Below are 22,613 nucleotides of genomic sequence, written 5' to 3'. Positions count from 1 at the left end.
ACCCCATGGCTGACCTGCCCACCATCACCGCGTCCCGCATCGCCGAGCTGCTCGAGCGCACTCCGCGCAGCTCCTTCGTCGCCGGTCGCTTCCTCGGCGGCACCGCCTCCCTGGACGTGCTGGATCCCGCGACCGGGCGCGCCCTGACCCAGGTGGTCGACGCCGACGCGCCTGCCGTCGGCCTCAAGGCGCTGGATGCGGCAGTCGACGTGCAGGAGGACTGGGCCGCGACCACCCCGCGACAGCGCTCCGAGATCCTGCGCCGCGCCTACGACCTGTGCCATGAGCGGGCCGACGACCTCGCACTCCTCATGACCCTGGAGATGGGCAAGCCGCTCGCCGAGGCGTACGGGGAGGTCACCTACGGCGCGGAGTTCCTGCGCTGGTTCAGCGAGGAGGCGGTGCGCCTGCCCGGACGGTTCCGCCACGCCCCCGCCGCCGACGAGGCGATCCTGACCGTGGCCCGCCCCGTGGGCCCCACCCTGCTGATCACGCCCTGGAACTTCCCGCTGTCGATGGGCACCCGCAAGATCGCCCCGGCGCTCGCGGCCGGCTGCACCGTGGTGCTCAAGCCCGCGCAGAAGACCCCGCTGACCTCGCTGCTGCTGATGGAGATCCTCGCCGAGGCCGGAGTGCCCGCCGGCGTCGTGAACTGTGTGGTCAGCTCCGATTCGAAGGGGCTGAGCTCCACGCTGATGTCCGATCCGCGGCTGCGGAAGGTGTCCTTCACCGGCTCCACGCCCGTGGGCCGCACCCTGCTCGCCCAGGCGTCCGAGCACGTGCTGAAGGCGTCGATGGAGCTGGGCGGCAATGCACCCTTCCTCGTGCTGCCCTCCGCCGATGTCGAGACGGCGGTCAAGGCCGCGATGCTGGGCAAGTTCCGCAACAACGGCGAGGCCTGCACCGCCGCGAACCGCTTCTACGTGCACTCGTCCCTCGCGGAGGAGTTCACGGCGCGCCTCGCGGAGGAGACCGCGAAGCTCCAGGTCGGCCCCGGGATCGCGCCCGGCACGACCATGGGTCCGATGATCGACGCCGCCGCACTGGAGAAGATCGAGGATCTCGTCGCGGACGCCGTGGACCGCGGCGCCCGAGTGCTCGTGGGCGGTCGTCGACCGGCACCGGCCTCCCTCGCTGCAGGCGGCAGTGCCAGCACGGACAGCACGGACAGCTCAGACAGCTCAAGCAGCGACGGCGGGTACTTCTACGAGCCCACCGTGCTGACCGACGTGCCGCGCGCTGCCCGCGTGAACCGCGAGGAGATCTTCGGCCCGGTCGCACCGATCATCGTGCTGGACGACATCGACGAGATGGTCGCCGCCGCCAACGACACCGAGTTCGGCCTCATGGCCTATGTGGCGGGCGAGGATCTCGGCGAGGTCACCGACGTGGCCGGCCGGATCGAGTCCGGGATGGTCGCGGTCAACATCGGCGTGGCCTCGGATCCGTCGGCCCCCTTCGGCGGCGTCAAGGAGTCGGGCCTGGGCCGCGAGGGGTCTCACGAGGGCATCACCGAGTTCCTCGAGATGACGTACGTGCGCCTGCCCCTGTGAGGGCCGACGACCCCGCGGGGGACGCTGGAGCCCGCTGACCTGACGACGCCATGACCAGGGACGACACCCAGGAGCTCACCTGGATGTCGCAGTATGGTCACGGAACTGGGCGAACCGTGTGACCTGGCTCCCAAACGGAGCGGCGACGCGTACTGTGACCGCTGTGACGACTCCCGCGATCCCGGGGCTCGAGACGACGACGTCCGACGAGCCGACGAAGCGCTCCCGCTCGCTCAACTGGCGGCATATCGGCCTGGCTGCCATCTTGATCGTGCCGAACATGATCCTGCTGGGCCTGTTCACCTACCGCCCGCTGATCGACAACTTCCGCATCTCCTTCTACAACTGGAACATCTCCTCGCCGGACATGCGGTTCGTGGGCCTGGGGAACTACATCGAGTGGTTCACCGACGACACCAGCTGGCAGATCGCCCGCAACACGCTGATCTTCACGCTCGTCGCGGTCATCGGCTCGATGGCACTGGGCCTCGCACTGGCCCTCCTGCTGGACCAGCACCTGCGCGCCCGCAACATGGTGCGCACCATGGTGTTCGCCCCGTACGTCATCTCCGGCGCCGCGATCGGTGTGGCCTTCCAGTTCGTGTTCGACCCCGGCTACGGCCTGGTCCAGGACGTGCTGGGCCGGCTCGGCCTGGACACCCCGGCGTTCTATCAGCATTCCGGCTGGGCGCTGTTCATGATCACCACCACCTACGTGTGGAAGAACCTCGGCTACACCTTCGTGATCTACCTGGCGGCCCTGCAGGGTCGTCGCTCCGACCTCGACGAGGCCGCCGAGATCGACGGGACGCCCGCCTGGCGGAAGTTCTGGCGGGTCACGCTGCCCCAGCTGAAGGGCACCACGTTCTTCCTGTCCGTCACGGTGCTGCTGAACTCGTTCCAGGTGTTCGACATCATCCAGGTGATGACCGAGGGCGGCCCCTTCGGCACCGGCACCTCGACGCTCATCTATCAGGTCTACCAGGAGACCTTCGTGAACAACCGAGCGGGCTACGGCGCCGCGGTCGCGACGATCATGTTCTTGATCGTCCTGGTCGTCACGCTCGTGCAGGTCAAGCTGCAGGACAAACAGGACTAGAGAAGGCCAGGAAGACAAGGACGGAGGTACCCCCATGACGATGACCAACGACGCACAGGCCGTCCTGCCGCCCGTTCCCGGGCTCGAGGACGACGACCCGCCTCAGCTCACCCCCGCGCAGAAGAAGCGCGCCACCTCCCGGCACCTCGCCTTCCAGGGCGGGACCGCCGGGAAGCTCTTGGGCTACTTCGGGATGCTGGCCGCGGTGCTGCTGTTCTTCGTCCCCCTGTACTTCATCGTCGTCACCTCGCTGAAGACCCACGGGGACATCTACTCCAACCCCATCAGCTGGTTGCCCAATCCCTTCGCGCCGGAGAACTACTCCTACGTGATCAATGAGGTGCGGTTCGACAAGTACCTGCGCAACTCGGTCATCATCACGGGGATCCTCACCGTGGTCGAGGTCAGCCTCGGCGTGATGACCGCCTACGGCCTCTCGTTCCTGCGCTTCCCGGGGCGGAACCTGCTGTTCCTGCTGGTCATCGCGTCACTCATGGTGCCCAACCAGATCACCGTCATCTCCAACTACGCCCTCGTGGCCAGCTGGGGATGGCGCAACACCTTCCAGGGCATCATCGTGCCGCTGGCCGCGGTCGCCTTCGGCACCTTCCTGATGCGCAACCACTTCCTGTCGCTGCCCAAGGAGATCATGGAGGCCGCCGAGCTCGACGGCACGGGCTTCTTCCGCACCCTGTTCCGGGTGGTGCTGCCGATGTCCTGGCCCACCCTGGTCGCGTTCACGCTGATCACCGTGGTCAACGAGTGGAACCAGTACTTGTGGCCGTTCCTCATGTCGGACACCGACGCCGTGGCACCGCTGCCGATCGGCCTGACCCAGCTGCAGGACAACGAGGGCCTGACCAACTGGGGCCCGGTGATGGCCGGCACCGTCCTGACCACCGTCCCGATGCTCATCGTCTTCCTCATCCTGCAGAAGCAGATGATCAAGGGCCTGACCGCCGGGGCCGTGAAGGGGTGATGGCCGGGCGCCGAACACCGCGCCCTACCCTCTCCCCCGCCCCCTTCCTCGACCCGGCCGCTATCCGTCGGCCCCGCACCGTCCCCGCACCACCACACGAATCGGAGATCGACATGGCAACGACGCGACGTTCACTTCTCGGAATGGCCGGAGCCGGCAGCGCAGCCCTGGCACTGGCCGCCTGCGCCGGGGGCTCCACCTCCGCCGGCGGCGGCGGTGGCGGCAAGGGCGAGGAGGGCGACGGCTCCATCCAGTTCTGGTCCAACCACCCCGGCAGCTCGAAGGACCTCGAGCAGAAGATCATCGACGCCTGGAACAAGGACAACCCCGACAACCAGGCGAAGCTCATCGACGGCGGCGCCAGTTACGAGGAGCTCGGCCAGAAGTTCAACGCCGCGCTCGCCGGCGGCGGCCTGCCCGACCTGATCGTGGCCTCGGACGTCACCTGGTTCAACTTCGCCTTCACCGGCACCACCACCGCGATGGACGACCTGTGGAAGGAGGCCGAGGTCGACTCGGACGACTTCGTGGACACCCTGCGCGAGGACTACGAGTACGACGGCAAGCACTACGGCATGCCGTACTCGCGCTCCACGACCCTCATGTACTTCAACACCGAGGTGATGAAGAAGGCCGGGCTGCCCACCGACAAGGGCCCGGAGACCTGGGAGCAGTTCGCCGAATGGGCCCCGAAGATCCTCGACGCGAACGGCGGCAAGCCCGCCATCGTCATCCCGGACGGCTCCGACTACCTCGACTGGTTCTTCCAGGGGATCATCTGGACCTTCGGCGGCAACTACTCCAAGGAGTGGACCCCGACGTTCACCGAGCAGGGCTCGATCGACGCCGCGACCTTCCTCCAGGAGCAGGTCGCCGCGGGACACATCGGCATCGAGAAGGACGCCGCCAACGCGTTCTCCATCGGCAACTCCTCGGGGCTGCTGCAGTCCACCGGATCCCTGGGCGGCCTGAAGGAATCCGCGGAGTTCGACTTCCACACCACCTATCTGCCAGGCCCGACGCCCGGCGCCTGCACCGGCGGCGCCGGCATCGCGATCCCCGAGGGCATCAGCGACGAACGCAAGGTGATGGCCATGAAGTTCGCGGACTTCCTGACCAGCACGCAGAACACCATCACGTTCAGCCAGGCCACCGGGTACATGCCGGTGCGGAAGTCCGCGATGGAGGACGCCGAGGAGACGAAGTACCTCGAGGAGAACCCCAACGCCATGACGGCGATCCGCCAGCTGAGCGAGAACACGGCGCCGCAGGACTACGCCCGCGTGTTCGTCAGCGGCGGCGGTCAGCGCATCGGTGCCGGTCTGGACCGCATCGCGATCGCCCAGGAGGACGTCGCGACCGTCATGAAGGACCTGCAGGACGAGACGCAGAAGGTCATCGACCGGGACATCACCCCCAACCTGTGAGCACCCGACCGACCCCCTGAAGGAGCACGAGGAACACCATGGCCACCGTCGAGTACCAGCAGGCCTCCCGCATCTACGACCCGTCCCGCCCTCCCGCGGTCAACCGGGTCTCGCTCACCGTCGCCGACGGGGAGTTCCTGGTGCTGGTGGGGCCGTCCGGCAGCGGGAAGTCCACCGCGATGCGGATGCTGGCCGGGCTCGAACCGATCGACGAGGGAACCGTCCTCATCGACGACGTCGACGTCAGCGAGCTGCGCGCCCGGGATCGCGACGTGGCCATGGTGTTCCAGTCCTACGCCCTCTACCCGAACATGACCGCGCGCCAGAACATGGCATTCGCCCTGCAGAACGCGAAGATGCCGAAGGCGGAGATCACCCAGCAGGTCGAGCGCGCCGCCGCGATGCTCGAGCTCGAGGTGCTGCTGGACAAGAAGCCCTCGCAGATGTCCGGCGGTCAGCGCCAGCGGGTGGCCATGGGCCGCTCGATCGTGCGCAACCCCAAGGTGTTCTGCATGGACGAGCCGCTGTCGAACCTCGACGCGAAGCTGCGGGTGTCCACCCGTGCCCAGATCGGCTCGCTGCAGCGCGAACTGGGTGTGACCACGGTGTACGTCACCCACGACCAGACCGAGGCCATGACCATGGGCGATCGTGTCGCCGTGCTGCGCGAGGGCGTGCTGCAGCAGGTCGACGAGCCCACCCATCTCTATGAGCACCCCGGCAACACCTTCGTGGCCGGCTTCATCGGGTCTCCGGCGATGACCCTGATCGACGGGGCCACGGTGAGCTCCGACGGCCGCGCCCTGCTCGGCCCCGACCACGGCCTGGACATGGACTTGCCCCGTGAGTACGCCGAGAAGACCCCCGGCCAGGTCATCGTGGGCGTGCGCCCCGAGAACTGGGAGATCGTGGGCCACGGCGCCGCGCCGGAGGACGGCGGCGCCAGCATGCCCCTCACGGTGCGCCTGGTGGAGAAGCTCGGCGGAGAGGCCTTCCTCCACTGCCGCGCCCAGGAGACAGAGGGCATGACCGCGTCCGTGCGCGGGAGCCAGCTGGTGCTCCGGCTGGACCACGGCTTCAAGGGCATCGAGCCCGATACGACGATCCACGTGCGCCCCAAGCCCCGCACCAGCGTGTTCTTCCACCCCGAGAACGAGATCAACCTCGAGTACCTCTGACTCGAGTCTGACCGTCGGGTGAACGGGTGTAAAAAGTTTCAGCGTTAAAGTCCGCATTCCTCAGCGATGTGGATCACATGCCGGTACGGTCGGGGAGGAACCTCATCCCCCATCTGCCGCCGGCGCTCCTTCGTGCCCGGCGCGACTAGGAGCCGACGTGCGCCCCCTTTCCCGAACTGTCATCTCATTCTCCGCTCTCGCCCTCGCCTCCGCGGGCCTCGCCGTCGGCGCCGGATCCGCCTCCGCGGCACTGACCACCCACTGCGACGGGGACGCCGCGGACGTCACCGTGCCCGGCGATCTCGTCGTCGACAAGGGCGACTCCTGCGTGCTGGACGGCGTGACCATCGAGGGCGAGGTGACGGTGAAGGCCGGCGCCGATCTGCTCATGACCGACTCGAGCATCGCGGACCGCGTCGTGGTCTCCTCCGAGGGCTACTTCGATGCCACCGGCACCGAGGTGGCAGGAAACCTGATCAGCAAGGGCGGCTACGGCGTCTACCTCGACGACTCCGCCCTGGGCGGGTCCTACACCGGGCGTGCCGTCGACGGAGCCGATCCCTTCCTGTACTCCTACGACTCCTCGATCGGGGGCAAGCTCACCGTGGAGCAGGGCCTCGTTCACCTGCAGACCGTGACCATCGACGGCGCTGTGAGCAGCGAGAACACGCTGTACACCGACATCATCGACTCGACCCTCGCGAAGGGACTGACCGTCTCCGCGAACGAAGAGGGCACCTCCCTGTGCAGCAGCGAGGTCGACGGTGCGGCCACCTTCACCGGCAACTCGGGCGTGCAGCTCGGCACCGGTGGCGGCCTCGTCGACTGCGAGGACGGCAACTACTTCGGCTCCGACGTGACCCTCTCGGACAACCTCGACGGCGTCGACGTCTCGGGCAACATCATCCGTGGCGCACTGACCGGCGAGGGCAACGATCCGGCACCGACCGGCACCGACAACCGCGTGCGCGGGGAGATGGGCGGCCAGTTCACCGACCTCGCACCGGCTGCGCAGAAGGCCCAGGCCTTCGCCGCGACCGCCGGTCCCGAGGCCCACGCCGATGGCCTCGACTCCCAGCGCGCCGACCGTCGCGCCACCGCCGAGCAGAAGGCCGCGGAGGCAGGCCCCGCGAACCTGGGCTGATCGCTCCAGCCACTCCCCGACCGCGGCCGGCATTCGTCTCGGCCGCGGTCGGCCCTCGTCGGCCGCGGTCGGCCCTCGTCGGCCGCGGTCGGCCCTCGTCGGCCGCGGTCGTCCGGTTCGACCGCGGTGTCTGTCAGGGGGCTGCCGCTTAGGCTTCCCCCATGGGCACCACCATCTATCTCACCGGCGAGGCCAAAGCGCCGAGCAACAATCCGATCACATCGCAGTGGGGATTGTTCTTCATCGGTCTCATCGTCGATACTGAGACCCACGTCATCACGGCAGCGGATTGCACCGCCACGCTGACCCTCACCGTCGAGTTCGTTCGCGAACTGCTGGTGGGTCGTTCGTTGCTCGATGACGATTCCCTGGTGGAGTCGATCACCGACAGGTACCACGGGTCCTCGCAGAGGGCGCTTGCCACAGCAGTGCGCAACGCCGCCGCGAAGTACCGCGACTTGTCGGCCGACGTCACCGCCTAACTTCAAAAGCGCCCACCGTCTGCCCGGAACCTCACCGAACCGGATCCCGTCGGAAGCACCCGGATCACGCCTCGCCCGAGGCGGCGATCCCTGGTGCTTCCGATTTTTTGTGCCCGACGGCGGCGACTTCCTGACCGACGAGGAGATCTCCCGTGATCACCGATGGCCTGCTGATGCTCGGAGTCCTGCTGGGACTGTCGTGCGTGCTGATCGTGCTCGAGCGCACGACCGGCTGGAAACTGTTCAAGTTCGTGCCCGGCATGGTGCTGATGTACCTGCTGTGCGCGGCTCTCAACACGCTCGGCGTGTTCGGCGACGACGAGGCGACCCGCGAGCCCATCGCCCAGGTCAAGACCGTGCTGCTGCCAGCGATGATCCTGCTGTTCCTGTTCGGCTGCGATCTGCGCAAGATCATCAAGCTCGGCCCGAAGCTGCTGCTGACGTACTTCGTCGCCGCAGCCTCGCTGTTCCTGGGGATGGTCGGGGTGTACGTCGTCTTCCAGAGCTTCGTGCACACCGAGGCCTGGAAGGTGTTCGGCGCCCTGCTGGCCTCCTGGACCGGCGGCAGCGCCAACATGGTCGCCGTGCAGGACATCCTGCAGGCACCGGAGTCGATCTTCGGCTATGCCCTGATCACCGACACGATCATCTACTCCGTCTGGCTGATGGCGATGTTCGCCTCGGTCGCCGTGTCCCCCAAGTTCAACAAGTGGACCAAGGCGGACACCTCCTACCTCGACGCCCATGAAGGAGCCTATGAGACCGACAAGAAGCCGGTCACCGCTGCGTCGCTGTCGATCGTCGTGTTCGGCTCGATCTTCGTCTCCACCCTCGCGATCTGGGTCGGCGGGCTGCTCCCGGAGTGGGGCACGGTCGTCAACGCCACCACCTGGACCATCCTCATCGTCTCCGTGCTGGGACTGCTGATCGCCCTCACGCCGCTCGGCGAGACCGCCGGGTCCAGCGAGGTCGCCGGCCTGATGCTGTTCGTGGTGATCGGTCAGATCGCCTCGGGCTCGGACTTCTCCGCCCTCACCCAGGCACCGATCTACCTGCTCATGGGCCTGCTCGTGCTGATCATCCACGCCGCGATCATGGTGGTCTACGCGAAGCTCACCAAGACCGAGCTGTTCTCCCTGGCCGTGGCCTCGACCGCGAACATCGGAGGCATCGCCTCCGCGCCCGTCGTCGCCGCGGCCTTCAACCGTCAGCTGGTGCCGGTCGGCGTGCTGTTCGCCCTGATCGGCTCGTTCCTGGGCACGTTCGTGGGCCTGATGGCCGCCCAGCTCATGTCCGCGCTGTGAGAGAGGGGAACCCGATGACCCAGGAATCCACGCCCCGCGATGCCCCGGCACCACAGCTGAGCACGCCCCTGGCCGTGGTGGCGGTGCGCTCGCACCGCCACCGGGCCCCGCTGCTGCGCCCCTTCGTGACGGCGGCGCGCCGCACCGAGGCGGTCGAGTACGTGGTCGCCGAGGTCGAGCTGGCCGACGGCACGATCGGCCAGGGCAGCGCGGCGGAGACCGTCGCGGTCACCGGCGAGACGGCGAGCACCATCTCCGCCGCCCTGCAGGGGCCGCTGCGCACTGCGGTCGTCGGCGCCACCGGCACCATCACGGAGCTCTCCGCCCGGGTTGCCGGCGCGCTCGACGGGGCCACGAGTGCGAAGGCCGCGCTCGAGGTGGCCCTGCACGACGCCTGGGCCCGGAGCCTCGGGGCGCCGCTGGTGGAGCTGCTGGGCGGGCGCCCCGGAGATCGTCTGCTCAACGACATGACCATCTCCCTCGAGGACCCCGAGGTGATGGCCGGGCATGCCCGCGAGGCCGTCGCCGGGGGCGAGCAGATCCTCAAGATCAAGCTCGGCCACGACATCGAGGAGGACAGGCACCGCCTGGCCGCGGTCGTCGAGGCGGCCCCCGGGGTCCGGCTGCGGCTGGACGCCAACCAGGGCTGGGTGCCGGAGCAGGCCATCGACATCATCACCGGGTTCCTCGCGGACGGTCTCCCGATCGATCTGGTCGAGCAGCCGGTGGCCGCGGCGAACATCGAGGGCCTCGCCCGGGTGTCCGCCGCGGTCGAGGTGCCGATCATGGCGGATGAGTCGGTGTGGAACGTCGAGGATGCCCGACGCCTGGTAGAGGCCGACGCCGTGGACATGCTCAACATCAAGCTCGCCAAGACGGGCGGTCTGCGCGGGGCCCTGGCCATCGCGGACGTCGCCCTCGAGGCGGGGGTGGAGTGCATGGTCGGCGCCATGATGGAGCCCCGTATCTCGATCACCGCCGCCGCCCACCTCGCGATCGCCCACCCGGCGATCACGATGATCGACCTCGACCCGCCGTTCTGGTTCGCCTCCGATGTCCCTGCCGGCGGCTACGTCCAGGAGGACGGCTGGCTGCGCCTGCTCGGCGGGCCGGGCCTCGGGCTCGAGCGCCTCCGAGCCGACGTCGATCCGTCCGGAGGTGATCAGTGACCCGCGCGACCACCCGCGCTCTCGACCGATAGCCGATCGCCCACCCATCATCCCGTGACCTGCGGCCCCCGCTCGGGGACCTGTCGAAGGAGACTCCAGATGTCCACGCACACCCCCACCGTCCGCCTCACCCGCCGTGACGGCCTGCGCCTGGCCGCGACCGGCACCGCCGGCCTCGCCGTCGCCGGCCTCGGCGCCGTCGCCCCTGCCCTGGCCGAGGTCCCCGCCGCACCGGCCGCCGGGCCGGCGACCCTGCCCGAGCCGGGCGCGGGCCTCACCCCCGGCGCCACCGCGCACGTCGCGGTCACCGCCACCACGCTGTGGGTGGAGCCGGGCTCGAACCGTCCCGGCATCGATGACCCCTCGCTCACGAACCCCGTCGACCTCGACGCCTGGAACGCGAACATGCAGGACACCGAGCCGCGACGCTGGCTGACCGGCGAGCTCGAGTCGCAGGCCGTGCTGGGCAGCGAGGTCATCGTCGACGAGATCGACGGCGACTGGGCGCACATCGTGGTCACTGCACAGGGCACCCCGCGCGACGCCCGCGGCTATCCCGGCTGGGTGCCCACCGTGCAGCTCGTGGTCGACGAGGACTTCGCCCAGCAGGCGGCCTCCGCACCGACCGCGACCGTCACGGCTCTGACCAGCACCCTCACCGGCACCCCGTCGGGCAACCACCCCGGGATCGACGTCTCCTTCGACACGATCCTGCCGGTGCTCGGCCGCACCGCGAAGGCCGTGAAGGTCGCGGTCCCCGGCGGGCGTCACGCCTACCTGCCCGCCGACGACGTCGTGGTGCGCGAGCACGGCGAGCAGCCGCCGCTGCCCACCGTCGAGGACATCGTCGCCACCGGCGAGCGGTTCCTCGGGCTGCGTTACCTGTGGGCCGGCGTGAGCGCCTACGGTTTCGACTGCTCGGGCTTCACGTACACGCTGTTCCACCACCACGGCATCTCGATCGACCGCGACGCCGGCGATCAGATGAACCACTCCGGCCTGGAGCCGGTGGAGCGGGAGGACCTGCAGCGCGGCGACCTGGTGTTCTTCGCATCCGAGCCGGGTGGCGACTCGATCCGCCACGTGGCCCTGTACATCGGGGACGACCTGATCATGCAGGCCCCCAACGCCGCGCGCAGCGTCGAGATCATGTCGCTGACCGAGTACGACCCCATCGGCGAGTACGCCGGCGCCCGACGGGTGGCCCTGGCCGGCTGAGCCGCCGAGTCGCGATCCCCACGTCGACACCAGCCCTCAGCCACCCCCTGGCCAAGCCCACCGCTGGCCCGGCCCGGCCCGTCGCAAGAACGGGACCTACAGGCCCGTCGCAGGAACGGGACTTACAGGCCCGTCGCGACAACGGGACTTATACGTGCAGCGAGCCCGCATATAGGCCTCGTGCCACGTATACGTCCCGTCGATGCGGGGGCTCCGCCCGAACAGGGCCGGTCGGGGCGGGGCGCCCCGCACTCTTCGGTCAGTCGACGATGAGGTCGTAGCGGAACGGGTGGTAGTGCGCGAGGTCGTCGTACGGGTAGCTGGCGGTCCGGGAGGTGGTGCCGCCGGCCCCGTAGGACTGCTCGAGGACGTTGTAGCCGCCGTCGACCCAGCCGTTGAACAGCACCACATGCCCGACGCCGCTCTCGGAGTCGGCGTTCTTCTGCAGGATGAAGTCGCCCGGGAGCAGATCGTCCTTGCTGATCGAGTGCGAGATCTCGTAGCCGCCGTCGGGGTGCAGCGTCTCGGTGGTCAGGCCCGTGGGGTTGTCGTCGAAGCGGACGGCCAGGGCCATCGACACGAAGCCCGAGCAGTCCATCCGCCACAGGATGTCGGAGTCCTCCTCGGGGCCGATGTCGAAGTTCTCCATGCTGTACGCCCTAGGGTCGTCCACCCAGAACATCGCCCGCTCGATGACCCGGTCGCGGGTGATCTTCTCGTTGTAGCCGGGGACCGGCGCTGCCGAGGCGGAGGGCGCGAGCAGCGTGGGGACGGCGACGCCGGTGACAGCCGCGGCGCCGGCGATGCCGACGCCCCGGAAGAAGCTCCGACGGCTGGGGGTGGTGAGTGCTTGATCGGTCACGGTCAGTACCTCCGTGTCGTGTGCACGGTCCGTCCTGAGGTCCGGTCTCCGGTCGATCGGACGACGGTGCCGTGCGTGATCGGGCACCTCCACTGTGACCACGGGCACACCCCGGAATGCAACCCCTGGGCGCTTCATCGCGGGATTTTTTACTCGCCGTTCATCGGCCGACGTGCCGCTGGGCGGGTGCCCCGACGAGGGGATGCGCACGACGGCCGACGAGGTCTGGGCAGGGTGGCCTGCCGGTTCAGGCGGCGACGTCGGGCAGCAGCTCCCTCACGAGCGACGCGATCTTCTCGTCGGCCGCCTCCGGGGCCAGCCCCGCGGTCATCACCGCGAGGACCCTCAGCTCATTGGAGTCGGGATCGCCGACGAAGGCGACGTCGTGCCGGTACCCGTCGACCCAGCCGGACTTCGAGCCCCAGTCGACCCCGTCGGCCAGCGCCGAGGCGATCACCGGGATCCGCTGCGCCCGCAGCACACTGCGTGCGAGGTCGACGTGGGCTGGCGTCGACTCTGCACTGCCGTCCTGCTGCACGAGCGCTCGCATCGTCCGGGCGAGGTCCGCCGCGCTGGTCTCGTTGGTCGCGCCCGTCGCGAGCGCGCTCGCGTCACCGATCAGGCGCTCGACCCGGGTCTCCTGCAGGCCCAGGCTCGCGATCGCCTCGGCCACCGCCTCCAGGCCCACGAGCTCGACGAGGTGGTCCGTGGCCTCGTTGCTGGAGCGGTCGATCATGCGCTGCAGGAGCTCGCGCACGCTCACCTGCTCCCCGTCGGCCGGATGTGTGGGGTCGAGGTGGTCGCCGCCGAGGGTGAAGGTCGTTGCGTCGGCCCCGGTGAAGCTGCGGGTCGCGGTCACGGCATCATCGAGGTTCAGGTCTCCGCGGTCTGCGGCCCGGAGCACGGCCAGCATCACGTGCAGCTTGATGGTGCTCGCGGCGTAGTAGGGCTGCTCGGCGCCCTGTGCGGAGATCGCCACACCCGCCGCATCGAGCAGGCAGTGGGAGATGGAGACCTGATCAGGGGCGGCAGCGGTGGGGATCGGCATCCTGCGACCTTACGTCAGCGTCTCCCGGCCGGCGCCTCATGAGCGCAAGCACGCCCCATCCCAGGTATCGCCGCTGGTAACGGGCATATTGCACGGGAGCCGTCTCGAGCTCGGCGCGCAGCTCCGGGACCAGCTCGTCCTCGGGGTTCTCGTCGCAGAAACGGCGGATGCTCAGCCACTGCGCGGCGACGTAGCGAGGGGGTTTTCGCGGTCGGGCACCCGCTGGCCGGCGGGGTCAGACCTCGCGGTCGCGTGCCAGGGGATCGTCCTCGGTGAAGGGCTCGTCCTCGAAGGCCTCGAAGGAGTCGTCGCCGCCGTCGAGCGCCCGGTCGTCGTCCGCGTCGTCACCCTCGGACAGCATCTCGTCGCCGTCACGGTTGCCCTGATCGGCGGCGGCGGAGTCCTCCTCGCCCAGCTCGCGGGGGAAATCGGCGGCGTCATCCGATCGGGCCGCGCCATCGCGCTCCCGATCGCGCTCCAGCTCGAGGATCCGGTCGGCGCTCTCGACACCGTTGGGGCCCGTGAAGTCGCGCGCCTCGTCGCCGGGGTCGGCCTCTGCGTTGTACTGGTTCTCGCTCATGGGATCCTCCGGCCGTGGTTCGACTTCGTGCATCGGATTTTACGCCGCCGGGTGGGCGGCAGGTCCCGCGCCATACGACGGGTTCGCCGACAGCGGGCAGGAGGAGCAGTGGCCGACCAGCTAGCCGGCACGGTGCGCAGGGAGGGCCGGCCGACACCACAACGGGACGACCGGCTCCTCCCGGGTCACCACGGACCCATCTCGATCAGGTCACCTCGATCGCCTGCGCGGGTCAGTCCGCGTCGACCATGGCGCGCCGCCAGTCCCGAGATGCCCCGCCGGGGCGCCGCGCGATCGTCTGCACGACCACAGCGGGCGACTGCTGGGCAGGACATATCGCGAGCCAGCGGCCGTCCGGACCGATCACCCCTGCAGGGGCGTACGGCGCGTTCGACGTCGGCACGCTGTAGCCGATCGATAGGCCATGGTGACGGGCAGCCGCGCGTGCGGAGATCGCGAAGGCGTCACCCTCCACAGGATCGCCCGGCCCTTGCGAGCACAGCAGGACGGCATCGGCGCCCGCGTCCTCGTAGCCCCGGAATACATCCTCGAACAGCACTTCGAGCCCCGACGCCAGGCCCAGCACGATCCCGTGGATGGAGATCGTGACGGCCTCGGTACCCTGCTCGTACATGAAGGCGCCCTTCGTCCGCGAGAGGCGCCGTTCGTCGTACTGCGCATGGACCCTGCCCTGTGGATCGATCACCAGCAGGCTCGTGCGGGGACGGCTCGCACCTTGGGCGCGGGTCTGACTCCCGATGACGGTCCACAATGCGAGTTCCTTCGCCGCTGCGCGCACCTCGGCGAGCTCCGCCTCCAGGGCATCCCAGGCGAAGCGGGTCCACTCCGACTCGGTGATCTCCTCGCTCGAACGGGACAGGGCCACCTTGTCGGGGAAGCTGAGCGTGGCCTCGGGGAACTGGATGAGGTCGGCACCAAGATCCCCGGCGCGGCGCATGAGCGAGCGGACCTCCTCGCCCGCGCAGTGGAAAGCATCGGCATCGGAGGGATGGTGCTGAGGGGTGGTCTGCGCCGTCGCGAGGCGTAGGGCGCGATCGGTGGTTGGATCCGTGGCATTCGTCGGATCCGGAGTGATGGGTTGGGTCGGCACGGTGTCTCCTGGGGTGGAGCGGAGGTGCCGGAGGGCTGCCGTATAGGACTCTCCCGTGCGCGACATGCGAGCGCGCACGCGCTTCTTGAGTGCTCGGTCGGCTGCCATCCGTACTCCCGCAATGCCTCGCATCGGCTCCCCAGCGGCGACGACCCGAGGCACGGGTGTTCATCGACAGCGACCGGAGACCGGGTCCCTTTGCCTCGTGGTGCCCTCTACCGAGGTGCGGGCCCGTGCTGGGGACGGGCGATCGAGGTTCGGCGTCGGACACGCCACGTCCAGAGTAGCCCGCATCCTCGGAGATCCCGGGACGACATCGGGCCCGGCCCCTCCCGCTGCTGCGAGAAGGGCCGGGCCCGATCAGGGGACTCAGGCGCCCTGGTGCGCGATCATGTCGTTCGGGTTGCCGCCCTGACGGCCGGCGTCGCCCTTGTGCAGGCCGGTGATCTGGGCGATCTCGTCGTCGGTGAGCTCGACCTCGAGCGAGGCGAAGTTCGAGACGATCCGCTTGGGGGTCTCGGACTTGGGGATCACCACGTTGCCCAGCGCCAGGTTCCAGGCGATCAGCACCTGGCCGGCGTCGGCCCCGTGCGCCTCGGCGATCTTCGTGACCACCGGGTCGGTGAGCTCGCCGCCGCCCTGGCCCAGCGGGGACCAGGACTCGGTGAGGATCTGCTTGGAGGCGTGGAACTCGCGCAGCTCGGGCTGGTTGAAGTAGGGGTGCAGCTCGATCTGGTTGAGCACGGGCAGCACACCGGTCTCGGCCTCGATCTTCTCGAGGTCCTCGACGCGGAAGTTGGAGACGCCGATGGAGCGGATGCGCCCCTGCTCCTGCAGCTCGATGAGAGCCTTCCAGGTCTCCACGGCGAGGCCCTTGGAGGGCGCGGGCCAGTGGATCAGGTAGAGGTCGAGCTCGTCGAGGCCGAGGTCCTCCATGGTGGCGTCGAAGGAGGCGAGGGTCTTGTCGCGGCCCTGGTCCTGGTTGGGGACCTTCGAGGTCACGAACACGTCGTCGCGCTTGAGGCCGGCGGTCTTCAGCGCCTGGCCCACGCCGGCCTCGTTGTTGTAGCCGCGGGCGGTGTCGACGTGGCGGTAGCCGGCCTCGAGTGCCTGCACGACGACGTCGGCCGCGACGGCGTTCTCGACCTGCCACACGCCGTAGCCGAGCTGCGGGATGGACCGGCCGTCGTGGAAGGTGACAGAGGGAGAGACAGGCATGATGCTCCTCGTGATCGGGGTGGGCGGCACCGAGCCGCCGGGCGGACCCTCCCAGGCTAACGCTTTCCTCCCCGTCTTGACCAGCGCTTTCACAGGTCCACGCCGTTCCCGCGAGCGGAACTGCGCGATCCGGTGCGGTCCGCTCGACGCAAGGCGAGGTCAGGACGCGAGGGGCGGTCAGTGGGACTCGCGCGCGACCTCGGAGCCGCTCGCGCCGACGAGGAAGTCGAGGTCGGCGCCGGTGTCCGCCTGCTGCACGTGGTCGACGTACAGCCGCTCCCACCCTCGGGTCGGCGCGGCGAACGCCCCGGTCATCGCGGCCGACGGCTCACGCGCCGCGAGCTCCTCCGCACTGAGCTCCACGTCGAGGCGGCGCCCGGCCACGTCCAGCACGATCCAGTCGCCGCTGCGCACGAGCCCGAGCGGCCCGCCGGCGGCGGCCTCAGGGGCTACGTGCAGCACCACGGTGCCGTAGGCGGTGCCGGACATGCGGCCGTCGCAGATGCGCACCATGTCCCGCACGCCCTGCTCGAGGAGCTTGGTGGGCAGGGGCATGTTGGAGACCTCGGGCATGCCCGGGTAGCCCTTGGGGCCGCAGCCGCGCAGAATCATCACGGAGTCCGCGTCGACCTCGAGCTCAGGGTCGTCGATGCGCTCGTGGAAGTCCTCGATGCTGTCGAACACGAGGGCCCGCCCCCGGTGCTGGAGCAGCTCGGGGGTGGCGGCGGCGGGCTTGATGATCGCGCCGTCGGGGGCGAGGTTGCCGCGCAGCAGGGCGATGCCGGCGTCGTCCTGGACCGGGGTCTCGCGCACGGAGATGACCTCGGGATCGAAGATCTCCGCGTCGTCGAGGTAGTCCACGAGCGGCTTCCCGGTGATGGTGAGCGCCTCGGGGTCCAGCAGGTCCTTGACCTGGCGGAGCACGGCGAGCAGGCCGCCTGCGCGGAACAGGTCCTCCATGAGGTGGCGCCCGGCGGGCTGGAGGTCCACCAGCAGCGGCACGTGGGAGCCGATGCGGTCGAAGTCCTCCACGCTGAGCTCGATGCCGAGGCGGCCGGCGATCGCGAGCAGGTGCACCACGGCGTTGGTGGAGCCGCCGATCGCGGCGAGCGCGACGATCGCGTTGTGGAAGGACCCCTTGGTGAGGAAGGTCGACGGGGTGCGGCCCTGTTTCACGAGGTCCACGGCGAGGCGTCCGGTGAGCTGGGCGGCCTCGCTGAGGCGGGCATCGGACGCGGGCGTGCCGGCGATGCCGGGGACGATCGTGCCCAGCGCCTCGGCGACCAGCGCCATCGTCGAGGCGGTGCCCATCGTGTTGCAGTGCCCGGCGCTGCGGATCATCGCCGATTCGGAGCGGGCGAAGTCCTCCTGCGAGAGCGTCCCGGCCCGCACCTCCTCGCTGAGCTTCCACACCCCGGTGCCGCAGCCCAGCGGGGCGCCGCGGAAGGTGCCGTTGAGCATCGGGCCGCCGGGCACCACCACGGCGGGGATGTCCACGCTCGCGGCGGCCATGAGCAGGGACGGGATGGTCTTGTCGCAACCGCCCAGCAGCACCACCCCGTCGACGGGGTTGGCGCGCAGCATCTCCTCGGTGCTCATCGCGGCCATGTTGCGCCAGAGCATCGCGGTGGGGCGCACGTTGGTCTCGCCGAGGGACACGACGGGCAGCTCCTGGGGCACGCCGCCGGCCTCGAGGATCCCGTTCTTCACGAACTGGGCCACGCCGGTGAGGTGCGCGTTGCAGGGGGTGAGGTCGCTGGCGGTGTTGGCGATCGCGATCTGCGGGCGGCCGCGGAACGAGTCGTCGGGCGCTCCGCGGCGCATCCAGGCTCGGTGGATGTAGGCGTTGCGGTCCTCGCCCGCGTACCACTGGCTGCTGCGGAGCTCCATTGCTGATCCTGTTCCCACGCTGTCGACTACGCTGATGACTGCCTGCAGGTTACGTCACGCCAGGACGCACTCGTCGATGAGTCCGCAGGTGAGAACACTCTTGAGAGGATCCGCCCTGATGCGCGCCTTCGTGATCACCGCACCTGGAGAGGGCTCCGTGCAGGAGGTGGAGGCCCCCCGGGCGGAACCCGGCGAGGTCGTGGTCGACGTGGAGCGGGTGGGCATCTGCGGCACCGACCTCGAGTTCCACACGGGCCACATGGCCTACCTCCGCTCCGGGCACGCGCGCTACCCGATGCGCATCGGCCACGAGTGGATGGGCACCGTCTCCGCGGTCGGCGACGGCGTCGATCCGGGATGGATCGGCCGACGGGTCATGGGCGACACGATGCTGGGCTGCGGGCACTGCCGACGCTGCCTGCGCGGGAACCAGCACGTGTGCGAGGAGCGCCAGGAGGTGGGGATCCGCGGCCATCGTCACGGGGCCCTCGCCGAGCAGCTCACCGTGCCCGCCACCTCGCTGCACGCTCTGCCCGACGCCATCGACCCTGCTGCCGGTGCGATGGTGGAGCCGGGAGGAAACGCCCTGCGCGCCGTGCAGGGGGCGGACCTCTCCCCCGGCGACCGCGTGCTGATCATGGGCCCGGGCACGATCGGCCTGCTGTGCGCACTCTTCGCCCGCGCCGCCGGCGCCGAGGTGCATGTGCTGGGCCTGCCCGGACCGGATCTGGAGTTCGCCCGCAGCCTGGGCCTGGCGAATGCCTGGACCCAGGACACTCTTCCGGATCTGCCCCTGGATGCGGTCATCGACGCCGCGATCTCCTCGGAGCTGCCCGCCTGGGCCCTGTCCCGGGTGGAGCCGGGAGGTCGCGTGGTCTTCATCGGGATCGCCGGGGAGCCGAGCCGCCTGGACAGCCGCGACCTCGTGCTCGGGGACGTCACGGCGGTCGGCGTGCTGAGCGCCTCCCCGGCCCTCGGGGAGACCATCGCGCTCTACGCCGCCGGCACCGTGGATCCGCGCCCGCTGATCGCCGCGACGATCTCGCTCGACGGGGTGGCGGGCGTGCTCGCCGGGAACCGCCCGAAGAGAGCGGGCACGAGCACCGAATCCTGGACGGCCGCGAGTGGCGGCGGCGCTGGCGTCGGCCCGAAGATCCACATCGACCCGCGGCTGCGTGGCGACCTGGGCTGAGGCGAGCGCGGGCCCGGCGCCCCGGCCTACGGGCCCCGCGTCCCGATCTCCAAGCCCACGGCCGTCCAGGGTCGCCGATTACCCCGAAGTGCCTGCCCGGTTACCTGAAAGTGCCTACTTCCCCGCAGAGAGTGACTCTCCTACGGTGAGTGGGGAGCCGATCCCGGCCCCAGCCCACAGGAAGGCACCTCATGTCTCACATCACCGTCATCGGCGGCACCGGCTATGCCGGCTCGGCCATCGTCACCGAGGCCGCAGCACGCGGCCACCAGGTCACCGCTCTGAGCCGCTCGTTCCCTGAGCACCCCACCCCGCAGGTGACCTATGTCCAGGGCGACGCCGCCGCCGAGGCGACGCTGGCCTCCGCCATGGAGGGGCCGACGTGGTGGTCGACGCGCTCGCCCCGCGCGGCCAGCAGGCCGGCACCTGGCGCGCCGCCCACGGCACCATCGCGCGCGTGGCCGATGCCGCGGGCGTGCGCCTGGTCATCGTCGGCGGGGCCTCCTCGCTGCGTCCGGCGCGCGGGGCGGATCGCTTCGTCAGCGACCTCAGCGGCATCCCCGAGGAGCTCCATGACGAGATCCGGGACGGGGCGGCGTTCCTCCTCGAGGACCTCCCCGCCACCCCCGCGACGCTGGACTGGCTCTTCGTGAGCCCCGCGCTCCGCTTCGGGGCACGGATGCCCGGCGAGCAGCTGGGCCGTTATCGCCTCGGCGACGACGTCGCGGTCCAGAGCGACGGGGGCGCGATCTCCGCCGCGGACTACGCCCTCGGTCTCGTCGACCTCATCGAGTCCGGCGACCACCACCGGGAGCACGTCAACCTCGGCCACTGAGCACACGACCCGGCTCGGTGAGGAGGTCGCTCGGGCCGGGCACGGGGCTCGCACGGGCCGGGCACGGGGCGTGCTCAGCCCTTGCTGACCCCGAGCGAGATCGGCCGGCTGGACGGGTCGGCCTCGAGCCAGCGGGCGAGTTCCGGGGGATGCACCGTGTGCTCGCCGAGGCGGTCCAGCGGCAGCCACGCCGTGCCGGCCTGTCCCGGATCGGGCGCGGTGCCCTCCCCCGGCTCCTCGCCCTCGGCGAGTCCGCACCAGTAGGCGACGTTGACCTGGTGGAACGGCGGGATCGGGGCTCCATCGACCATGCGGTTCTCCGTCATGGTCTCGAACAGGCACGCCACCTGGTGCACCTCGACGAGCGCTCCGATCTCCTCACGGCACTCCCGGATCATCGCGGCCACCTGATCCTCGCCGTGCTCCTGGCCGCCACCGGGCAGCGCGAAGACGTGGCTGCCGTCGGGGTCGATGTAGCAGTTCATCAGCACATGTCCGTCGCGGACGATCAGTGCCTTCACTCCCAGTCGCGGTGACCTCATGCCTCGCGCTCCTTGCTGTCGTCGGTGGTGGTGTCGTCGGCCGCACCCACATCGGCCGCGTTCCCGTCGGCCGACTCGCCCGGGCCGACGGCACCCCCGGACAGGTGCGTCATGGTGCGCTCGCGCAGCTCGTCCTCGTCGGCCGCACCCAGCAGGTCCTGGACCGCCGCCTCGTCGCGCAGCAGCCCCATCAGGCTCTGGAGCGCCGCGAGGTGCGCGCGGGCATCGGTGAGCAGGGGCATCGCCACCAGGCGGGCGTCGACCGTGCCGCCGGTCCCGCCCATCTCCCCGAAGGCCACGGGGCGGGCGAGGGTCGCGATCGCCAGACCGGGCACGAGCACGTGCTCGGGATCGGCGTGCGGGATCGCGGTGGGGATCGGCGTGGGCAGACCCGTCGGGTACTGCTGCTCGCGGGTGCGCAGCGCCTCGGGGAAGTCCACGGTAACGGCGCCGGCATCGAGCAGGCGGCCAGCGAGCGAGCGCAGCACGTCCTCCGCGTCGGAGACGTCCAGCTGGGCCACGACCACCGTGAGCCCCAGGGGCACCGGTGGCTCGCCGTCCGCGCCGGGCGCGGCATCGTGCGGTCGTGGATCTGAGCTCATGCAGCCTCCCTCATCGGTGACCTGATTCTGGCACCTGTTCCACGGTGCCATGCGTACGCTGGTCATAGTCGTTCCCGGGAGCATCGTGCCACGACCTTGCCCCGCCCCGATCCGGCAGCATCCCTCCGGGTCCTGCCGGGCCCGCCCGGGTCCGCAGCGCAGGTCCGGATCGATGTCGGCCTGATCCCCCAGGAGGAGACCCCATGCCCGCACCTCGCGACACCTCCGTGATCGTGCGGGCCGCTCGGCTGTACTACGAGCAGGGCCGCTCGCAGACCGAGGTCGCCGCCGAGCTGGAGCTCTCCCGTTCCAACGTCTCCCGGATCCTCACCCAGGCCCGCGACCGCGGGATCGTCGAGATCACCATCCACGATCCCGACGGTCCGCCGCGCCGCGACGAGGCCCTCGAGGTCGCCCTGCGCTCGGCGTTCTCCCTGCGCGAGGTCCATGTGGTCTCCGCGCCGCGCACCCCGGGGATCGTCGCGGTGGCCCGCGAGGGCGCCGCCGTGATCAGCGAGCGGGCCGCGCAGGTGAGCAGCATCGGCATCTCCTGGGGCCAGACCGTCCAGAGCGTCGTCACCGAGCTGGAGGCCCAGCATCTGCGGCCGACGCCGCGCGTGCTCCCCCTGGTCGGCGGGCACAGCTCCCTGGACCAGTTCGACTCCGGCGAGTCCGTGGTGCGCGTGCTCGCCTCCCGGCTCGGAGCCCGCGCCGAGACGCTCTACGCACCTGCCGTGCTCGAATCGGCGACGACGGTGAGCACCCTGCGGGCCGAATCCAGCATCGGCTCGGTGCTCGAGGCCGCCGCCCAGGTGGAGCTCGCCGTGGTGGGCATCGGCTCGCTGGGGGTGCACTCCTCCCCGAAGGTGCTGGACCTGATGGCGCTCAGCGACGCCGAGCGCGCCGCCTTCGAGGCGCAGGACCCGGTGGGCGACGTGTGCGGGCGGTTCATCGACGCGCACGGGATCCCGCTCGGGGCGCCAACCGACCAGCGGGTGCTCGCGGTGACCTTCTCCGAGCTGCTGCGGATCCCCGAGGTGCTGGGCGTCGCCGCCGGCGTCGAGCGGGCGCCCGGCGTGCTCGGCGTGCTGCGCAGCGGCGTCATCGACACCGCCGTGTTCGACACCGACTTGGCCCGCGAGCTCCTCGCCCGCGCCTGAGCGCCAACCGGCCCGTGGAC

Annotated in this window: 21 protein-coding genes and 1 pseudogene; 14 read left to right on the top strand and 8 right to left on the bottom strand. The window is 70.1% G+C overall.

The window, feature by feature from the left end; translation table 11 throughout:
• The first annotated feature begins 5 nt into the window (after positions 1-5).
• From INT49_RS04895 to INT49_RS04850, 10 genes are all read left to right on the top strand, one after another.
• Complete coding sequence (locus INT49_RS04895; protein ID WP_193116601.1) at positions 6-1,553, top strand: NAD-dependent succinate-semialdehyde dehydrogenase; 1,548 nt, start codon at positions 6-8, stop codon at positions 1,551-1,553.
• A gap of 163 nt (positions 1,554-1,716) precedes the next feature.
• The gene (locus INT49_RS04890) at positions 1,717-2,652 is read left to right on the top strand and encodes a carbohydrate ABC transporter permease (protein WP_319021515.1); all 936 of its coding nucleotides are present in this window, start codon (positions 1,717-1,719) and stop codon (positions 2,650-2,652) included.
• Between the two features lie 34 nt (positions 2,653-2,686).
• Complete coding sequence (locus INT49_RS04885; protein WP_226849754.1) at positions 2,687-3,631, top strand: carbohydrate ABC transporter permease; 945 nt, start codon at positions 2,687-2,689, stop codon at positions 3,629-3,631.
• Positions 3,632-3,744: 113 nt separating this feature from the next.
• Positions 3,745-5,058 (top strand): ABC transporter substrate-binding protein, encoded by a 1,314-nt coding sequence (locus INT49_RS04880; RefSeq protein ID WP_193116600.1) that lies wholly within the window; start codon positions 3,745-3,747, stop codon positions 5,056-5,058.
• Positions 5,059-5,096: 38 nt separating this feature from the next.
• Positions 5,097-6,236, top strand: a complete 1,140-nt coding sequence (locus INT49_RS21535; protein WP_193116599.1) for an ABC transporter ATP-binding protein — start codon at positions 5,097-5,099, stop codon at positions 6,234-6,236.
• A gap of 157 nt (positions 6,237-6,393) precedes the next feature.
• Positions 6,394-7,380, top strand: a complete 987-nt coding sequence (locus INT49_RS04870) for a hypothetical protein (RefSeq protein WP_193116598.1) — start codon at positions 6,394-6,396, stop codon at positions 7,378-7,380.
• A gap of 161 nt (positions 7,381-7,541) precedes the next feature.
• Positions 7,542-7,862 (top strand): DUF3870 domain-containing protein, encoded by a 321-nt coding sequence (locus INT49_RS04865; RefSeq protein ID WP_193116597.1) that lies wholly within the window; start codon positions 7,542-7,544, stop codon positions 7,860-7,862.
• A gap of 152 nt (positions 7,863-8,014) precedes the next feature.
• Positions 8,015-9,166 carry a DUF819 family protein gene (locus INT49_RS04860; RefSeq protein WP_193116596.1) on the top strand — a complete coding sequence of 384 codons (1,152 nt, stop codon included), beginning with the start codon at positions 8,015-8,017 and terminating at the stop codon, positions 9,164-9,166.
• Between the two features lie 14 nt (positions 9,167-9,180).
• A complete protein-coding gene (locus tag INT49_RS04855; RefSeq protein WP_193116595.1) occupies positions 9,181-10,335 on the top strand; it encodes a dipeptide epimerase in 1,155 nt (384 codons plus the stop codon).
• Positions 10,336-10,434: 99 nt separating this feature from the next.
• On the top strand, positions 10,435-11,553 hold the full coding sequence (locus INT49_RS04850) for a C40 family peptidase (RefSeq protein WP_193116594.1): 1,119 nt from the start codon (positions 10,435-10,437) through the stop codon (positions 11,551-11,553).
• Between the two features lie 259 nt (positions 11,554-11,812).
• Here INT49_RS04850 and INT49_RS04845 read toward each other — a convergent pair whose 3' ends face one another.
• The 6 genes from INT49_RS04845 to INT49_RS04820 form a co-directional block, all read right to left on the bottom strand.
• Entirely contained in the window at positions 11,813-12,415 is a 603-nt protein-coding gene (locus tag INT49_RS04845; protein ID WP_193116593.1) for an NlpC/P60 family protein, read from the bottom strand.
• Positions 12,416-12,662: 247 nt separating this feature from the next.
• A complete protein-coding gene (locus tag INT49_RS04840) occupies positions 12,663-13,463 on the bottom strand; it encodes a serine hydrolase (protein ID WP_193116592.1) in 801 nt (266 codons plus the stop codon).
• Between the two features lie 235 nt (positions 13,464-13,698).
• A complete protein-coding gene (locus tag INT49_RS04835; protein ID WP_193116591.1) occupies positions 13,699-14,043 on the bottom strand; it encodes a hypothetical protein in 345 nt (114 codons plus the stop codon).
• Positions 14,044-14,275: 232 nt separating this feature from the next.
• On the bottom strand, positions 14,276-15,154 hold the full coding sequence (locus tag INT49_RS04830) for a carbon-nitrogen hydrolase family protein (RefSeq protein WP_193116590.1): 879 nt from the start codon (positions 15,152-15,154) through the stop codon (positions 14,276-14,278).
• Between the two features lie 369 nt (positions 15,155-15,523).
• Positions 15,524-16,372, bottom strand: a complete 849-nt coding sequence (locus INT49_RS04825; protein WP_193116589.1) for an aldo/keto reductase — start codon at positions 16,370-16,372, stop codon at positions 15,524-15,526.
• Between the two features lie 177 nt (positions 16,373-16,549).
• Positions 16,550-18,262 carry an IlvD/Edd family dehydratase gene (locus INT49_RS04820; RefSeq protein ID WP_193116588.1) on the bottom strand — a complete coding sequence of 571 codons (1,713 nt, stop codon included), beginning with the start codon at positions 18,260-18,262 and terminating at the stop codon, positions 16,550-16,552.
• Between the two features lie 118 nt (positions 18,263-18,380).
• On the opposite strand from INT49_RS04820, the gene INT49_RS04815 reads away from it, so the two are divergent.
• The 3 genes and pseudogenes from INT49_RS04815 (at position 18,381) to INT49_RS21525 (ending at position 20,289) form a co-directional block, all read left to right on the top strand.
• Positions 18,381-19,454: a zinc-dependent alcohol dehydrogenase gene (locus tag INT49_RS04815; protein WP_193116587.1), complete on the top strand. Its 1,074-nt coding sequence runs from the start codon at positions 18,381-18,383 to the stop codon at positions 19,452-19,454.
• A gap of 191 nt (positions 19,455-19,645) precedes the next feature.
• A pseudogene (locus INT49_RS21530) lies at positions 19,646-19,771 on the top strand (NmrA family NAD(P)-binding protein); the annotation flags it as partial.
• Positions 19,772-19,836: 65 nt separating this feature from the next.
• On the top strand, positions 19,837-20,289 hold the full coding sequence (locus INT49_RS21525; RefSeq protein ID WP_319021523.1) for an NAD(P)-dependent oxidoreductase: 453 nt from the start codon (positions 19,837-19,839) through the stop codon (positions 20,287-20,289).
• 74 nt (positions 20,290-20,363) lie between these two features.
• On the opposite strand, the gene INT49_RS04805 is transcribed toward INT49_RS21525, so the two are convergent.
• The gene (locus tag INT49_RS04805; RefSeq protein WP_193116586.1) at positions 20,364-20,831 is read right to left on the bottom strand and encodes an NUDIX domain-containing protein; all 468 of its coding nucleotides are present in this window, start codon (positions 20,829-20,831) and stop codon (positions 20,364-20,366) included.
• The gene (locus INT49_RS04800; protein WP_193116585.1) at positions 20,828-21,433 is read right to left on the bottom strand and encodes a PTS sugar transporter subunit IIA; all 606 of its coding nucleotides are present in this window, start codon (positions 21,431-21,433) and stop codon (positions 20,828-20,830) included. Before INT49_RS04800 ends, INT49_RS04805 begins: the two co-directional genes overlap by 4 nt.
• A 203-nt stretch (positions 21,434-21,636) precedes the next feature.
• On the opposite strand from INT49_RS04800, the gene INT49_RS04795 reads away from it, so the two are divergent.
• The gene (locus tag INT49_RS04795; RefSeq protein WP_193116584.1) at positions 21,637-22,593 is read left to right on the top strand and encodes a sugar-binding transcriptional regulator; all 957 of its coding nucleotides are present in this window, start codon (positions 21,637-21,639) and stop codon (positions 22,591-22,593) included.
• Positions 22,594-22,613: the final 20 nt, after the last annotated feature.

Source organism: Brachybacterium tyrofermentans (assembly GCF_014897585.1).
Classification (GTDB): Bacteria; Actinomycetota; Actinomycetes; order Actinomycetales; family Dermabacteraceae; genus Brachybacterium; species Brachybacterium tyrofermentans.
The sequence above is the reverse complement of the archived record's forward strand: the minus strand, read 5'-3'. Positions and strand labels throughout refer to the sequence as shown.

Excerpts from the sequence above, each read along its gene's own strand:
- INT49_RS04895 (WP_193116601.1), top strand. The coding sequence starts at position 6 with ATGGCTGACCTGCCCACCATCACCGCGTCCCGCATCGCCGAGCTGCTC.
- INT49_RS04820 (WP_193116588.1), bottom strand. The coding sequence starts at position 18,262 with ATGGAGCTCCGCAGCAGCCAGTGGTACGCGGGCGAGGACCGCAACGCC.
- INT49_RS04855 (WP_193116595.1), top strand. The coding sequence starts at position 9,181 with ATGACCCAGGAATCCACGCCCCGCGATGCCCCGGCACCACAGCTGAGC.
- INT49_RS04850 (WP_193116594.1), top strand. The coding sequence starts at position 10,435 with ATGTCCACGCACACCCCCACCGTCCGCCTCACCCGCCGTGACGGCCTG.
- INT49_RS04880 (WP_193116600.1), top strand. The coding sequence starts at position 3,745 with ATGGCAACGACGCGACGTTCACTTCTCGGAATGGCCGGAGCCGGCAGC.
- INT49_RS21535 (WP_193116599.1), top strand. The coding sequence starts at position 5,097 with ATGGCCACCGTCGAGTACCAGCAGGCCTCCCGCATCTACGACCCGTCC.
- INT49_RS04865 (WP_193116597.1), top strand. The coding sequence starts at position 7,542 with ATGGGCACCACCATCTATCTCACCGGCGAGGCCAAAGCGCCGAGCAAC.
- INT49_RS04805 (WP_193116586.1), bottom strand. The coding sequence starts at position 20,831 with ATGAGGTCACCGCGACTGGGAGTGAAGGCACTGATCGTCCGCGACGGA.
- INT49_RS04885 (WP_226849754.1), top strand. The coding sequence starts at position 2,687 with ATGACGATGACCAACGACGCACAGGCCGTCCTGCCGCCCGTTCCCGGG.
- INT49_RS04800 (WP_193116585.1), bottom strand. The coding sequence starts at position 21,433 with ATGAGCTCAGATCCACGACCGCACGATGCCGCGCCCGGCGCGGACGGC.
- INT49_RS04815 (WP_193116587.1), top strand. The coding sequence starts at position 18,381 with ATGCGCGCCTTCGTGATCACCGCACCTGGAGAGGGCTCCGTGCAGGAG.
- INT49_RS04825 (WP_193116589.1), bottom strand. The coding sequence starts at position 16,372 with ATGCCTGTCTCTCCCTCTGTCACCTTCCACGACGGCCGGTCCATCCCG.
- INT49_RS04795 (WP_193116584.1), top strand. The coding sequence starts at position 21,637 with ATGCCCGCACCTCGCGACACCTCCGTGATCGTGCGGGCCGCTCGGCTG.
- INT49_RS04835 (WP_193116591.1), bottom strand. The coding sequence starts at position 14,043 with ATGAGCGAGAACCAGTACAACGCAGAGGCCGACCCCGGCGACGAGGCG.
- INT49_RS04840 (WP_193116592.1), bottom strand. The coding sequence starts at position 13,463 with ATGCCGATCCCCACCGCTGCCGCCCCTGATCAGGTCTCCATCTCCCAC.